Below are 14,219 nucleotides of genomic sequence, written 5' to 3'. Positions count from 1 at the left end.
TTAGGTCATGCCAAGCGGGCTGAAAAGCCGCGCCGCTACGCTCCCCGGGGGATGGCGGCGAGCCTGGGCGAGGGCTACATTGAGGCCGTGCCGGCCCATCCCGGGCCGGTCGCACCCTAGGCCCCGGAGGTGCGGCGATGAAGGACCTGACCCTGTCCGTCGTCGGCGTGCTCGTGCTCGCGCTGGCGCTCGGACTGGCGTTTCGCTGGCTCTATCCGCTGGTGGACATGAGCAGCGAGCTGGCCGCGCTGTTCGTCTTCGTCGCCATCGTGCTGCGGCTGCTGCTCGCGCGGCTGTGGGCGCTGCGCCGCAAGCCGCCGGCGCCGGGCGACGTCAAGGCTTCGCAATGAAGCTGGGCCTTGCGCTGCTGGGCGCCTGCGCATGGCTGCTGCAGGCCTGCACGACGCCGAGCCCGCCGCCCCAGCAGGCGCCCGTCGACTCGCCGACCAAGGGCTGGCCCGGCACGACCACGCCCGAGGTGCGCGACAGCGCCTGGCTGCCGCTCGACCGCGCGACGCCGGCGCCTGCCGGCTACGGGCTCTACAGCGTGCTGCTCACGCGTTCGGCCAACCGCAACACGCTGCGCGTGCTCGGCGAGCTGTTCTCGACCACCGACAGCGCCGGCGAGACCGCGTTCGCGCGCGAGAACCTCAACCTCGTTGCGATCCCGGTGAAGAACACATCGGACGCCGCGCGGCTGCTGGTCGCCGCGCGCCAGCAACCGCAGGCCGCGGCCGCCGCGCTGATGCAGCAGTCCTACGACCACGGCCAGGCGACGATGATCCTCGCCAGCGTGTGCCACCCCAGCCGCGGCGCGCAGGTCATGAAGGTGTGCGGCTCGCAGTCGCCCGAAGGGCCGCTGCTCGTGACCGCCGCGCGTCCGATCGACGGCAAGCTCGCGGCCGGGCAGCCGCTGCTGATCGTGAACCTCTCGAGCACGCCGCCCGAGGCGGTGCGCGAGGTGCTCGCCGCCTACCGGCGCCAGATCCTGCGCGCCGACTTTGCGGACCGCGCCGAGGTCGACGGCTGGCGGCTGCGCGCGCTGAACCACGTGCTCGACGCGGCCAAGCTGCTGCCGGAGCTCAGCAAGGCCTACGCGAGCGCGAAGTAGCGCCGCGCGGCGGCCGGTCGGCTTGACTCAGGGCTGCGTGCGCGGGGACGCGATCACCTGCAGCGCGAGCCGCAGCCCGCGCTCGTAGAGCTCGTCCGGTGCCAGGCGCTGGGGCGGTGCCGCTGTCGGTGCGGCATCGCCGATGAACCCGGCGGCGCGCAGCCTCGACACGGTGACGAGCGTCGGCGCGCCGTCGGCCGCGGTCGAGGCGATGCCGACCAGATGGCCGCGCATGTCCGTCACCGGACCGCCGGGCGCGGTGGGCGGCACGTCGATGCCCAGCCGGCGCCGCGCACCCTCGCCGATCGGCTGACCGAGAAAGCCCTGGCTCAGGCGTGGCCACGCGGGCGTGTCAGGGCCCGCAGCAAACTGCAGCACGCCGGCCGGCGAGCCGGGGAAGGCATCCGACGCGGCCCAAGCTGCTGCGGGCGACGGCAGCGGCGAAGCCAGTTGGAGGAGCGCGATGCCGGTTGCCGCATCGATCGCTTCGACGTGTGCCTGCACGGTCTGGCCCAGCCCGTTGCGAAGCCACAGCGGCCGGTCCTTCGCGAGCAGCTGCGCCGGCGCGAGAGCACGGCGGCCGCCGTCGATCAGCAGGCCGGTGGCGATCACCGTCGCGGGCGCCGGCGGTTGCGCGCCGACGGCGTAAGGCGCGAACAGCGGCGGCGATGCTTGCGTTCTCGCGGCCGGCGCGGCGCTCGGTGTTGCCAGCGCGGTGCTCACCGCGTCGAGCAGCGCCGCATCGTCGACACGACCGCGGGCCGCTTCGAGCGTGCGAACGGCCGCGGCCTGCTGGCCTCCCACCGACAGGAGCCACGCGTACAGGGCGACACCTTCGGCCTCGTCGGCATGCACGCCGGCGGTGTGCGCGGCAAAGGCGAGGGCTTCGCGGTAGCGGCCGGACTGCATCGCGGCGCGCACGATGCCGGTCTCGATGCCGGCTTCGTGCGCGCGCTCGGCCGCCGCCTCGAAGCGCTGCGTTGCCGCGGCCGCGTCGCCGCGCGCGAGCGCGGCCTCGGCTTGCTCGACCAGCGATGTCACGTCGGCCGGCAGTGCGGCGAGCGCGGCGGTGCTCGCGAGCGCCAGCGCCGCGGCGCGCAGCGATGCCGCGATCACGGCAGGCGCGTGATGCGCGGCTTGCCCAGCTCGGGCGCGGCCGGGTTGTAGGCCGGCTTCGCGGGCAGCTTGAAATTCGCCAGGTAGGCGGTCAGCGCGTCGATGTCCTGCGCGCCGCCGAGCGCGTCGCTGGTGGCGGTGGCAAAGGTCGTGAAGCCGTCGCCGCCGCTGGCGATGAAGTTGTTGACCGTCACGCGGTAGGTCTTGGCCGGCTGCACCACGTTGCCGAGCGAGTCGACGATCTGGTCGACCACCGCGCCGTTGGCGTTGACCAGGCGCACGTCGGTGATGCGCGCGTCGCAGGCCTTGGTCGAGTCCCAGGTGTACTTGAAGCCGGCCGAGGGAATCAGCATGCGCGTGTTGGCCTGGCCGCGGCAGCCGGCGAACTGCTGCTCGAGCACGTTCTTCAGGTTCTGCGCCGTGATCGTCAGCGTGACCAGCGAATTGCCGAAGGGCTGCACCGTGAAGGCCTCGCCGTAGGTCACGTTGCCGTCGCCTTCGCCGGCCGTGCTGCTCGGGTACGTGAAGCCGGGGTTGCGCACGCCGCCCGGGTTCATGAAGGCGATCTGCGCGTTGCCGAAGCCGGCGGGCGCGGTGGCCTGCAGCTGCGAGTCGGCGATCAGCTCGCCGGCGGGCATGTTGCCGGCGGCGTCGGCGCTGTTGGGCAGCGGCGCGGTGATCGAGCCGATCACCTGGTTGGCGATCGGCGAGACCAGGCCGTTGTAGGCCGTCACGAGGTCGCGTACCGCGGGCTGGGCGGCGATCGCGGCGACGATCTCGGGGTCGTTGCGGTCGACCAGGCGATTGGTCGGGCTCACCGAGACGATGTCGCGCGTGCGCGCATCGAGCGTGACGTCGATGTCGGTCAGCACGCGGCCGAAGGCGCTCGCGCTGGTGACCGGCACCAGGCGCCCGGCCGCGTTGGGCAGTCCGGTGGGGCGCGGCGTCGAGGTGACCGCGCCGTTGACCGAACGCACGTCGACCGTGTTGGCCGAGCAGTTGTAGGCCGCGTGGGTGTGGCCGCTGATCACGAGGTCGACCGCGTTGTCCAGGCGCGAGACGATGTTCGCGAGATCGGAGCCCGCGAGGTTGCCGTCGCAGCCGTTGATGTCGGAGAAGCCCGCCGACTGGAAGCCGCCCTGGTGCACCAGCACGACGATGGCCTCGATGCCCTGGCGGCGCAGGCGCGGGATCAGCGCGTTGACCGTGTCGGCCTCGTCGCGGAACTCCAGGCCCGCCACGCCGGCCGGCGTGACGATGCCGGGCGTGCCCTTGAGCGTCATGCCGATGAAGGCGATGCGCACGCCGTTGAAGGCCTTGACGCCGTAGGCCGGCAGCAGCGGGCGGCCGGTCGCGGTGGAGACCACGTTGGCCGACAGCCACTGGAAGCGCGCGCCCTCGAAAGGCGCCGGCGTGCCGACCTGGGCGCCCAGGCAGCTGTTCGGGTCCTGCGCGCCGTTGGTGAGCTTGCAGCCGCCGTTTTGCAGGCGCAGCAGCTCGGCTGCGCCCTTGTCGAACTCGTGATTGCCGACGGCGTTGAACTCGAGGCCGATGCGGTTGAGCGTCTCGACCGCCGGCTCGTCGAAGAACAGCGCCGAGATCAGCGGCGAGGCGCCGATGAAGTCGCCCGCGCCGACGACGACGTTGTGCTTGTTCTGCGCCTTCAGCCGCGCGACGTAGGCCGCCAGCGCGTCGGCGCCACCGACCGGCGGGCGCTGCGCAAAGGGAACCGAGGTGTTCTGCCCGAACGTGCCGGGGCTTTGCAGGTTGCCGTGGTAGTCGTTGAAGCCGACGATCTTGACGCGGATGGGGCCCTGGTTCGGGCGCCCGTGCGCATCGGCCGGTGCCGGTACCTGGGCCTGGGACGCAGCGCTGCCGAGCACGAGTGAAGCGGCCAGCGCGATGGCGATGCGACGGGACATTGAGCCTCCTGGAAGATGGAATCCAACGGCGCGCACCATGCCCGCGCCGCAAGTCAATTCGATGACCCGTTGGTGACGCACGCAGTGACGCACGCCGATCGCGCACGCACGAACGCCACGCGTTAAAGCCGTCTTAAACGCGCCTTGCGACGATCGCCGCTCGTTCGCAACCCCACGGAGGTTCCATGTCCCGCTCACTCGCGCACTACGCCGTCGTCTCGCTGGCGGCCGCCGCGGCATCGTTGTTCCAGGCCACGGCCTGCGCGCAGTCCGCCGAGGACGATCGCTTGCACATCAGCGTCGGCGCCGCGGCGCTCAGTTCGCCCGAGTACCCGGGCAGCGGTGACCAGGAAACCCGGGCCGTGCCGATGCTGCGCATCGACTACGGCCGCTTCTTCCTCGGCAACGTGCCCGGCCTGCCCGAAGCCGCCGGCATCGGCGCGCGGCTGTACCGCAACGGCGGGCTCACGCTCGGCGCGGCCGTGACGGCCGAGCTGCGCGACATCCGCAAGGAGTCCGACGCCGCGCGTCTGGCCGGCCTCGGCGATGTGGAGGGCACGCAGCGCGTCGCGCTCTACGGCGTCTACACGTTCGACCGCTACGCGCTGCGCGCGGCGGTGGCGCAGGACATCGGCGACAAGGACCTCGGCCTGGTCGGGGCGCTGGAGGCCGACGTGAGCTTCGCACTGACGCCCAGCCTGTCGCTGACCATCGGGCCGACCTTGACCTTCGGCAGCAGCGAGTACATGCAGACGGTCTACGGCGTCACGCCGCTGCAAAGCGCGCGTTCGGGCATGCCGGTCCATTCGGCCGGCTCGGGCCTGACCTCGGTGCGCTTCTCGGCCACGGCGAACTACCGCTTCACGCCGCAGTGGAGCGCCGGCCTGCGCCTGACGGCCGGCCGGCTGCAGGGCGACGCGAAGGACAGCCCGATCGTCGAGGACGAGACGCAGAACTCGGTCGCGGCCTTCGTCGTCTACAGCTTCTGAGCCGCCCGGGGGAACCAGACCTTGACGCGCGTGCCGCGGCCATCGACGCCGGCGCCGACGTCGATCAGCGCCCGATGCAGCTGCGCGACGCGCGCCACCAGCGACAGCCCGATGCCGCTGCCGCTGCCGGGCGTGCCGGGCACGCGGTAGAAGCGGTCGAAGATGCGTTCGCGCTCGGCGGCCGGCACGCCGATGCCGTCGTCCTCGACCACGAGCATCGGCCGCGCCTGGCCGTCGCGCTCGGCCATGCGGCAGGAGATCGCGACGCGCACGCTGGTGCCGCCGTGGCGCAGCGCGTTGTCGACGAGGTTGCGCACCAGCACGCCGATCGCGTCCACGTCGCCGCGCACGACACAGGCCTCGACCTCGACCTGCAGCGTCTTGCGCTCGCGCCGCGCCAGCTCGGCGAACTCCTGCGCGACATGGGCCACCAGCTCGTGCAGCGCGACCTCGGGCCGCTCGTCCTCGGCGCTGGACGCGTCGACGCGCGCCATGTCGAGCAGCTGCTCTGTCAGGCGCGAGCTGCGCTCGATGCCGCGCATCAGCGGCGTGATCGCGTCGCGCGCCTGCTCGAGCGTCTCGGCCGAGCGCGCCAGCTCGGCCTGCGCCATCAGCACCGCCAGCGGCGTGCGCAGCTCGTGGGCCGCATCGGCGATGAGTCGCCGTTCCGACTGCAGCGCGGTGTCGAGCCGGGCCAGCAGCTGGTTGAAGGCACGGATCAGCGGGCGCAGCTCGTCGGGCACCTGCTGCGTGGGCACCGGCCGCATGTCCAGGCTGTCTCGCCGCACCAGGGCCGAACGCACCTCGTTCACCGGCCGCAGCGACCATCGCACGATCGCCCACGCGACGGCGCCCAGCAGCAGCACCATCGCTGCCGCGACCGCGATGCCGCTGAAGGCCCACAGCGCCAGCTGATGGGCGATCTGCGCCCGCGACTTGGCGACCTGGACGACGATCTTCGACCCGGCATCGCTGACCGCATAGGCGCGCCACAGGTCGCCGTTCACCGTCACCAGGTCGATGGCGTCGGGCTTCGCGGCGTCGATCGGAATCAGCGGCGTGGGCGGGGCGTCGGGCGAGCGCAGCAGCAGGCGGCCGTCGGTGCTCCAGATCTGGAAGCTCACCGCGTCGCGCTGTGCGGCGATGCCGGGCGGCAGGCGGTAGCCGCCGCCTTCGCGCAGGCGATCGACGTCCTCGTGCAGCGTCGCGGGCATCGAGCGCAGGAGTTCCTGCCCGGCGTTGCGCAGCCAGCGGTCCCACCAGCCGGAGGATTCGTGCCGCAGCATCAGCCACTGCACGCCGATCCACAGCAGCCACACGCCGCCCACCGCGGCCAGCAGGCCGAGCAGCAGCCGAACGCGCAGCGAACCCAAGCGCGCCGTCATGACGAGACGGCCCCGAGCCGGTAGCCCTGGCCGTGCACGGTCGTGATGAGCGACTCGCCGAGCTTGCGGCGCAGGCTGTGGATATAGACCGCAACCGTGTTGCTCTCGATGGGGCTGTCGGCGCCGTACAGCGCGACCTCCAACTGGGCGCGCGTGACGACGCGCCCGCTGCGCTCCATCAGCGTGAGCAAGGTGCGGTACTCGTGCACGCTCAGGTTCACCGGCTCGCCGGCGCGCCAGACGCAGCGCTGCGCCGGGTCGAGCCGCACCTCGCCGAACTCGAGCACCGGCGCGACGCGACCGTTCGCGCGCCGCAGCACCGCGCGCAGCCGCGCCTCGAGCTCGTCGAGCTGGAAGGGCTTGACGACGTAGTCGTCGGCGCCGGCGTCGAGGCCCTCGATGCGTTCGCTGAGCTGGCCGCGCGCGGTGACGATCAGCACCGGCGTGGTGTCGTAGCGCTCGCGCATGAAGCGCAGCACCCGCAGGCCCGAGCCGCCGGGCAGGCCCAGGTCGAGCAGGACCGCGCCGTAATGGTGGTCGCCCAGCGCGATGCGAGCCGCCGCCGCATCGGGGGCGACATCGACCTCGTAGCGGTGGCGCAGCAGGCTCTCGCGCACCGCGGCGGCCAGCATCGCATCGTCTTCGACCAGCAGGATCTGCATCGGGCCGAAGTATCTCGAACGCGGCGTTAAACAGTCTTTAATGCCCTCTGGCGGAGCATGCGCCGGTGTCGTTCACCTGCGCCCCACGCCCATGAGTTCGTCCGCTACGGCCGCTCGCAGCGAGCCGACCCGTCCGATGAGCCCGCCCCCCAGCTTCACCGACGGCCCGGCACTCGAGCTCCATGCGGCCGATCCCTTCGTGTTTCGCCCGGCCGAGCTGCGCCAGGTCGGCATCGAGATCCGCCGCGCGCTGGAGGCCTGCAACGTCTGCCTCGTCGCGCGCAGGTCGCGGCTGCGCCTGGTCGAGTCCTCGCTGGGCCTGCGCGCCGGCGGCGGTGAAGTGGCCGGCATCGTCGAGGTGGGCGTGGGCTCGCAGATGCGGGAGCTGCGTTTCGCCGCGGCGCTGCCGGGTCTGTTCGTCGACGTGCAGCTCGAGCGGCGCTCGCATGTGCTCGACACGCTGCGCCTGGTCACTCGCGGCGGCCACGCGCTGCGCATCGGCTTGCCGGCGCTGCTGGCCTTGTCGGATGCCGCGCAAACGCCGTTGACCGACATGCAAGTCGAGTACGTGGGGCGGATGCCCGAGGACGACGGGCATGGCGACGTGGTCGAGCGGCTCGTCGGCGGCAGCGCAAGGGCCGGCCACGAACCGCTGCGCGCGGCGCTCGGCGAACTCGAGGCCCGCCATGGCGACCATGACGTCCACCTGCTGCTCTTCAGCTTCGAGCTCCTGCGGCGCCATGCCATGGCCGCCGCCCGCGCCCATATTGATCGGGTCACGCGCGGCGATCTCGCCGAGGCGGCATTGCTGCATTACTTTGTTCTGCTGTGCAATGAGCGCCCACCGGCGAGCTGGCCCGACGCGACGCGCGCCACGCTCGACCGCGCGGCCGCGCTCGGCTTCACCGCGGTCGCGGTCTCGCTGTCGACGATGGAGCAGGGCTTTCGCCTGCATTCGCGCGGCGTCGCCGCATCGGACGCCCACGCGATGCGCTATCCGATCGCGACGAGCGAGCACCGCCGGGCCTTCTTGACGAGTCATGCGCCCGCGCCCTAGCGTGGGCGCCATGAACCTGCATCGTCTCGACCTCGTCTCGCTCTCCCTGTTCAGCCTGGTCGCGCGCAGCGGCAGCATCAGCAAGGGCGCCGCGCTGGCCTCGCTGGCGGTCGGCGCGGCCAGCAAGCGCATCGCCGACCTCGAAGACGCCGTCGGCGCGGCGCTGCTCGAGCGCCACTCGCGCGGCGTCACGCTCACCGTCGCCGGCCAGGCGCTGCAGCGCCATGCGCAGCGCATCCTGAGCGATGTCGACCAGCTCGCCGCCGACCTGTCCGACTACGCCTCGGGCCTGGTCGGCGTCGTGCGCCTGTGGGCCAACACCTCCGCCGTCACGCAGTTCCTGCCGTCGGACATCGCCAGCTTCGTGCGCCGCAACCCGGGCATCCGCATCGAGCTCGAGGAGGAAGACAGCAGCGAGGTCGTGCTGGCGGTGATGGACGGGCGCGCCGACTTCGGCATCTTCGCGGACCGCACGCCGGCCATCGGTCTGCACCTGATGAACTACCGCGAGGACCGCCTGGTCCTCGTCGTGCCGCGCGGCCACGCCCTGGCGCGCCGGCGCACGGCGCGATTCGAGGAGGTGGTCGACGACGACTTCGTGAGTCTCTCCAAGGGCACCTCGCTCGCGCAGCGCCTGCAGGCCGAGACGGAAGTGCTGGGGCGCCGGCTGAAGATGCGCATCCAGGTGCGCAGCTTCGACGCGATGTGCCGCATGGTGGCCGCCGGCATGGGCGTCGCGATCCTGCCGGGCGAGGCGATCCGCCCCTATGTGCGCTCGATGAACCTGCACGAGGTCGCGCTTGATGACGCCTGGGCGACGCGGCGCCTGCTGATCGGGCTGCGCGACGCGAACGCCGTGCCGCGCCACGTGCGCATGCTGATCGACCACCTCTGCGCGGCGCCGCGCCGTTGAACCGGCTGCACCGGGAACTCCCCGCATCGGCTTTCTCGATCCGCGAAAGCAGGGCTCGCGGCTTGGTTCTTCCCGGACCGCGGGCCGGCTTCCAGAATGCCTTCGCACCCCGATCGCAAGGAACTCCTGCATGAACATGCCGACGAACGCCGCGATGTCGCCCAGCGCCTTGAAGGGCCTGCGCGTCGTCGAGATGGGCCAGCTGATCGCCGGCCCCTTCGCCGGCAAGATGCTGGCCGAGTTCGGCGCCGAGGTGATCAAGATCGAGCCGCCGGGCACCGGCGATCCGCTGCGCAACTGGCGCCTGATCAAGGACGGCACTTCGGTGTGGTGGCAGGTGCAGTCGCGCAACAAGCGCTCGATCGCGCTCGACCTGCGCCAGTCACAAGGCCAGGACGTCGCGCGCAAGCTGATCGCCGAGGCCGACGTGCTGATCGAAAACTTCCGCCCCGGCACGCTCGAAGGCTGGGGCCTGGGCTACGAGGCACTGGCCGGACTCAACCCCGGCCTGGTGATGCTGCGCATCTCCGGTTACGGCCAGAGCGGCCCCTACCGCGACCTGCCGGGCTTCGGCGCGATCGGCGAGGCCATGGGCGGCCTGCGCCACCTGACCGGCGAGCCCGGGCAAGTGCCGGTGCGCTGCGGCATCTCGATCGGCGACACGCTCGCGGCGCTGCACGGCACGATCGGCATCCTCACCGCGCTGTACCACCGCAAGGTCAACGGCGGCCAGGGCCAGGTGATCGACGTCGCGCTGAACGAGTCGGTGTTCAACGTGATGGAAAGCCTGATCCCCGAGTACAGCGTGTTCGGCGCGGTGCGCGAGCCGGCCGGCAGCGCCTTGCCGGGCATCGCGCCGTCGAACGCGTATCGCTGCGCGGATGGCTTCGTGCTGATCGCCGGCAACGGCGACAGCATCTTCAAGCGCCTGATGCAGACCCTCGGCCGCGACGACCTCGCCGGCGACCCGGGCCTGGCCGACAACGCCGGACGCGTCGCGCGCGTGGCCGAACTGGACGCGGCGATCGAGGCCTGGACGCGCTTGCGCCGCGTGGCGGAGGTGCTCGAGGTCCTGGGCGCCGCGCGCGTGCCGGCCGGCAAGGTCTACACCGCCAAGGACATCGCCGAGGACCCGCACTACCGTGCGCGCGACATGATCCTGCGCCAGGCCACGCGCGACGGCTACGAGCTTGAGGTGCCGGGCATCGTGCCCAAGCTGCTCGGCACGCCGGGCACGCTGCGCTCGCCCGCACCGCGGCTCGGCGAGGACACCGACGCGGTGCTGGACGAGCTGGGCCTGTCGGCGCGCGAGATCGCGGCGCTGCGCGAAGCCAAGGTGGTCGCATGAAAGGCATCTGGCACGGCGCCGGGCGGCGCATCCACATGCAGGAAGTCGGCACGCGCGACGGCCTGCAGATCGAGGAAACCTTTGTTCCCACCGACGAGAAGATCGCGCTGGTGAATGCGCTGTCGCGCGCCGGCCTGGCGAAGATCGAGGTCACGGCCTTCGTGTCGCCCAAGGCGATTCCGGCGCTGCGCGATGCCGAGGTCGTGCTGCGCGAGATCGAGCGCGCGCCCGGCGTGGTCTACAGCGCGCTGGTGCCCAACGTGCGCGGCGCCGAACGCGCGATCGATGCGCGCGCCGACGAGCTCAACCTCGTGATGTCGGCCAGCGAAAGCCACAACCTCGCCAACCTGCGCATGACGCGCGGGCAGTCGTTCGCGGCGCTGTCGGAAGTCAACGCGATCGCGCGCTCGGCCGGGGTCGCGGTGAACGTGTCGCTGTCCTGCGCGTTCGGCTGCCCGATAGAAGGCGACGTGCCCGAGGCCACGGTGCTCGGATGGTGCGAGCGCTTCGTCGGCGAGCTCGGCGCGCGCGGCGTGACGCTGTGCGACACCACCGGCATGGCCTATCCAGGCCAGGTCGCGGCGCTGGTGCGGGCCTTTCGCGCGCGCTGGCCGGCCACCGAACTCACGCTGCACTTCCACAACACGCGCGGCATGGGCCTGGCCAACGTGCTCGCCGCGATCGACGCGGGTGCCGAGCGCTTCGACGCTTCGCTCGGCGGCCTGGGCGGCTGCCCCTACGCGCCCGGCGCCAGCGGCAACGTCTGCAGCGAGGAGATCGTGCACGCGCTCGAGCTGATGGGCTATGACACCGGCGTGGACCTCGCCGCACTGATCGACGCGTCGAGGCGGCTGCCGGCGCTGATCGGCCACGACACGCCGAGCCAGATCGTCAAGGCCGGGCGCCGGCTCGACCTGCACCCCTTGCCTGCAGACTTCGAGGCCACGCGCGAACGTGCGCTGGCGCGCGATCAGTGAACCCCAGACCCTTCGAACGAGAAACCAGGAGACAAGTCATGCACAAACCTCAACGACGCCTCGCCGCGCTTTCGCTCGCCATGCTCGCCGCGTGGCCGGTGCTGGCCGCGGCGCAAGGCCCCAACGGCTACCCGAGCAAGCCGATCACGCTGATCGTGCCGACCGCGCCGGGCGGCACCACCGACATCGCCGCGCGCATGCTCGCCGAGCCGCTGGGCCGCGCGCTCGGCCAGACGGTGGTGGTCGACAACCGCGGCGGCGCGAGCGGCGGCATCGCGGCCGTGGCGGTCAAGCGCGCCGAGCCCGACGGCTACACGCTCCTGATGCAGTACTCCGGCTACCACGTCATCACGCCCAACGTCAGCAAGCAGACGCCGCAGTGGGAGGCCAAGGACTTGCAGGCGGTGGCCAATGTGCTGAGCGCGCCGCAGGTCATCGTCGTGCGCGAGGGCCTGCCGGTGAAGACGCTGGCCGAGCTGGTGGCCTATGCGAAGGCCAACCCCGGCAAGCTGAGCTATGCCTCGTCGGGCAATGGCTCGCTGCAGCACGTGACCGGCGCGATGCTGGTCCAGCAGACCGGCATCGAGATGACCCACGTGCCCTACAAAGGCACCGGCCCCGCGCTGCAGGACCTGCTCGGCGGCCAGGTCGACCTGACCTTCGGCACGCCGCCGCCGTTCATGTCCTTCATCCAGTCGGGCAAGCTGCGCGCGCTCGCGGTGACGGGCAAGGCGCGCCTGCCGTCGCTGCCCAACGTGCCGACGGCCGCCGAGGCCGGCCTGCCGCAACTCGACGCGACCTCGTGGTTCGCCGTGTTCGCGCCGGCGAAGACCCCGCAGCCGGTGATCGACAAGCTGTCGGGCGAGATCGCCAAGGTCATGGCCACGCCGGCCTTCAAGCAGAAGGCCGCCGAGCAGGGCGCCGAGGCACACTTCCTCGGCCCGCAGCAGCTGGCCGACTACAGCAAGGCCGAGCTCACGCGTTGGGGCTCGGTGGTCAAGGCCTCGAAGATCGAGGCCGACTGAATCGGGCCCCCGCGCCCGCTTCGTTCGCCGCCTCAGGCCAAACGCGCGTCCAGCGAGATGCTGGCGTTGAGGACCTTGGAGACCGGGCAGCCGACCTTGGCCTTGTTGGCCAGCTCGACGAACCGGGCGTTGTCGATGCCCGGCACCTTGCCGACCAGGGTGAGGTGGACGGCACTGATCGCAAAGCCGCCTTCGACCTGCTCGAGCGTGACCTGGGCCGTGGTGTCGAGCTGCTCGGCCTTCAAGCCGGCTTCGCCGAGGATGAGCGACAGCGCCATCGTGAAGCAGCCCGCGTGCGCGGCACCGAGCAGCTCTTCGGGGTTGGTGCCGGTCTTGCCTTCGAAGCGGCTGGAAAAGCCGTAGGGATAGGCTTTCAGCGCGCCGCTTTCGGTGGTGATCGCGCCCTTGCCATCCTTGAGGCCGCCCGACCACGCGGCCGAGCCCTTGCGATTCAGCTTCATCTCGATGCTCCCGAGGTGGGCGCAGGGTCGACGCGACCGCTGCGCGGTGAACCCTGAAGATAGGACACCTGCGGCGGCTTGCCTACCTCGCCGACCGCAAGACGCGGTCAATTGCAGAGGGACGCTGCTGCCCACTCGGCCGGTGTGGCCATGCAACCCGGTCTCAAGACTTCGGTGCCGTGGACTTGCAGCCATACGACTCGAGGAGTTCCCAAACGTCCTCGCGATCGAACAGTCGCCACCCCAGCGCCGTGAACCGAGTCAGGTCGTCCTGCGTGGGAAACGAGTAGTACGCGCCGGCGGACGGATCCTGCGGTGTTCCATTCACTGGTTCGCCGCTCTCGAGCCGGCGGATCGCGTTCAAGATCAGTCGCGTACCCGGCCGGTAGAGCGAGAGGATGTGCCACAGCAACGAGCGCTCTTTGGCGACTGCCGTTCGCGCTGTCTCGACGATCGGGCCTGCGTCGATGGCCGGACTGTCGATCCAGTGAAGGGTGCATCCGATCTGCGCATCGCCGTTCAGCAAGGCGCGGAAGGTCGCGAGAACGCCTCGGTATCGAGGCAGGAGGCCCGAGTGCAGGTTGAGGATGCCGCGCGGCGCCAGCCCCAGCGCCTCCTTGCCCAGAATCAGGCCGAAGCGAATCGAGATGACGAGATCGGCGCGCGCATCCCGCAAGCGCTGCAGCGCCGCTTGATCGTTCAAGCTTGCCAGCGCCTGGACCGGAGTGCCAAAGCGCCGCTCCAGTTCACCAAAACCTGCAAAGCGGCCATCGCCGTGCGAGGTCTGTTCCATCAGCGGGAATACCAGTCTGTTGAACAGGTCTTGCTCGACGAACGCAAGTTGTCCGAGCATTCGCGGCGGGACAGCGCTCGCCCCGACCCGTTCCGAAAGGAAGATGCCGACGGTGCTCTGGTGGATCTCGGGCAACAGCAAGTTGAGAGCAAGATTGCTCTCGATGTCTCGGTTCACGAGAAAGGCGATCCGCATGAATCCCTCCTGCTCGGCCGCACCCGCTGTCGCTGATGCCGCGCCGCGAACGTCAGACGAGATTCTGAGCGCGACCTGGCGCGGTCGCCAGGAGGGCATGGCGACCGCGCAGCCATATGTCCATCGGGCGGACCTCGCGGCCTCTCTTCGGCCCGCAGCGGGGAGCCTCGCTACTGCGACGCGTCGATGATCATCTTCGCGACGGCTTGCGTCGAAGACCTTGGCGTTCATGCGCTTGGCCTGGTAGCGCTGCATCTGGGGCGCC

At 71.1% G+C, this 14,219-nt stretch carries 14 protein-coding genes; 8 read left to right on the top strand and 6 right to left on the bottom strand.

The genetic code is table 11. From position 1 onward, the window contains the following. Nucleotides 1-137 precede the first annotated feature (137 nt). Both ACO2TI_RS03310 and ACO2TI_RS03305 read left to right on the top strand, forming a co-directional pair. Entirely contained in the window at nucleotides 138-350 is a 213-nt protein-coding gene (locus ACO2TI_RS03310) for a hypothetical protein (protein ID WP_423282016.1), read from the top strand. Beyond that, on the top strand, nucleotides 347-1,111 hold the full coding sequence (locus tag ACO2TI_RS03305; protein WP_423282015.1) for a hypothetical protein: 765 nt from the start codon (nucleotides 347-349) through the stop codon (nucleotides 1,109-1,111). Before ACO2TI_RS03310 ends, ACO2TI_RS03305 begins: the two co-directional genes overlap by 4 nt. A 27-nt stretch (nucleotides 1,112-1,138) precedes the next feature. Here the strand turns inward: ACO2TI_RS03305 and ACO2TI_RS03300 are convergent, their stop codons facing one another. Further along, entirely contained in the window at nucleotides 1,139-2,227 is a 1,089-nt protein-coding gene (locus ACO2TI_RS03300; RefSeq protein WP_423282014.1) for a hypothetical protein, read from the bottom strand. Continuing rightward, a complete protein-coding gene (locus ACO2TI_RS03295; protein WP_423282013.1) occupies nucleotides 2,224-4,149 on the bottom strand; it encodes a bifunctional metallophosphatase/5'-nucleotidase in 1,926 nt (641 codons plus the stop codon). Before ACO2TI_RS03295 ends, ACO2TI_RS03300 begins: the two co-directional genes overlap by 4 nt. Nucleotides 4,150-4,334: 185 nt before the next feature. Here ACO2TI_RS03295 and ACO2TI_RS03290 point away from each other — a divergent pair, with 185 nt between their 5' ends. Then, on the top strand, nucleotides 4,335-5,138 hold the full coding sequence (locus ACO2TI_RS03290) for a MipA/OmpV family protein (RefSeq protein WP_423282012.1): 804 nt from the start codon (nucleotides 4,335-4,337) through the stop codon (nucleotides 5,136-5,138). Here ACO2TI_RS03290 and ACO2TI_RS03285 read toward each other — a convergent pair. Together ACO2TI_RS03285 and ACO2TI_RS03280 are read right to left on the bottom strand one after the other, a co-directional pair. Beyond that, nucleotides 5,126-6,523, bottom strand: a complete 1,398-nt coding sequence (locus ACO2TI_RS03285; RefSeq protein ID WP_423282011.1) for an ATP-binding protein — start codon at nucleotides 6,521-6,523, stop codon at nucleotides 5,126-5,128. The genes ACO2TI_RS03290 and ACO2TI_RS03285 overlap by 13 nt on opposite strands. Then, complete coding sequence (locus ACO2TI_RS03280; protein WP_423282010.1) at nucleotides 6,520-7,185, bottom strand: response regulator transcription factor; 666 nt, start codon at nucleotides 7,183-7,185, stop codon at nucleotides 6,520-6,522. Before ACO2TI_RS03280 ends, ACO2TI_RS03285 begins: the two co-directional genes overlap by 4 nt. Nucleotides 7,186-7,321: 136 nt before the next feature. Between ACO2TI_RS03280 and ACO2TI_RS03275 the strand changes: the two genes are divergently transcribed. The 5 genes from ACO2TI_RS03275 (at nucleotide 7,322) to ACO2TI_RS03255 (ending at nucleotide 12,505) form a co-directional block, all read left to right on the top strand. Next, nucleotides 7,322-8,242 carry a hypothetical protein gene (locus ACO2TI_RS03275; protein WP_423282009.1) on the top strand — a complete coding sequence of 307 codons (921 nt, stop codon included), beginning with the start codon at nucleotides 7,322-7,324 and terminating at the stop codon, nucleotides 8,240-8,242. Between the two features lie 10 nt (nucleotides 8,243-8,252). After that, nucleotides 8,253-9,155, top strand: a complete 903-nt coding sequence (locus tag ACO2TI_RS03270; protein WP_423282008.1) for a LysR substrate-binding domain-containing protein — start codon at nucleotides 8,253-8,255, stop codon at nucleotides 9,153-9,155. Nucleotides 9,156-9,285: 130 nt separating this feature from the next. After that, the gene (locus ACO2TI_RS03265; RefSeq protein WP_423282007.1) at nucleotides 9,286-10,503 is read left to right on the top strand and encodes a CaiB/BaiF CoA transferase family protein; all 1,218 of its coding nucleotides are present in this window, start codon (nucleotides 9,286-9,288) and stop codon (nucleotides 10,501-10,503) included. After that, entirely contained in the window at nucleotides 10,500-11,480 is a 981-nt protein-coding gene (locus tag ACO2TI_RS03260; protein ID WP_423282006.1) for a hydroxymethylglutaryl-CoA lyase, read from the top strand. Before ACO2TI_RS03265 ends, ACO2TI_RS03260 begins: the two co-directional genes overlap by 4 nt. 38 nt (nucleotides 11,481-11,518) lie before the next feature. Beyond that, the gene (locus ACO2TI_RS03255; RefSeq protein WP_423282005.1) at nucleotides 11,519-12,505 is read left to right on the top strand and encodes a Bug family tripartite tricarboxylate transporter substrate binding protein; all 987 of its coding nucleotides are present in this window, start codon (nucleotides 11,519-11,521) and stop codon (nucleotides 12,503-12,505) included. A 32-nt stretch (nucleotides 12,506-12,537) separates the two neighbouring features. Here ACO2TI_RS03255 and ACO2TI_RS03250 read toward each other — a convergent pair whose 3' ends face one another. Both ACO2TI_RS03250 and ACO2TI_RS03245 read right to left on the bottom strand, forming a co-directional pair. Beyond that, nucleotides 12,538-12,966: an OsmC family protein gene (locus ACO2TI_RS03250; RefSeq protein ID WP_423282004.1), complete on the bottom strand. Its 429-nt coding sequence runs from the start codon at nucleotides 12,964-12,966 to the stop codon at nucleotides 12,538-12,540. Nucleotides 12,967-13,129: 163 nt separating this feature from the next. Further along, nucleotides 13,130-14,209 (bottom strand): formyl transferase, encoded by a 1,080-nt coding sequence (locus tag ACO2TI_RS03245; protein ID WP_423282003.1) that lies wholly within the window; start codon nucleotides 14,207-14,209, stop codon nucleotides 13,130-13,132. Nucleotides 14,210-14,219 lie beyond the last annotated feature (10 nt).

This window comes from Caldimonas sp. KR1-144 (assembly GCF_049446155.1).
In the GTDB taxonomy this organism is placed as follows: domain Bacteria; phylum Pseudomonadota; class Gammaproteobacteria; order Burkholderiales; family Burkholderiaceae_C; genus Rivibacter.
The sequence above is the reverse complement of the archived record's forward strand: the minus strand, read 5'-3'. Positions and strand labels throughout refer to the sequence as shown.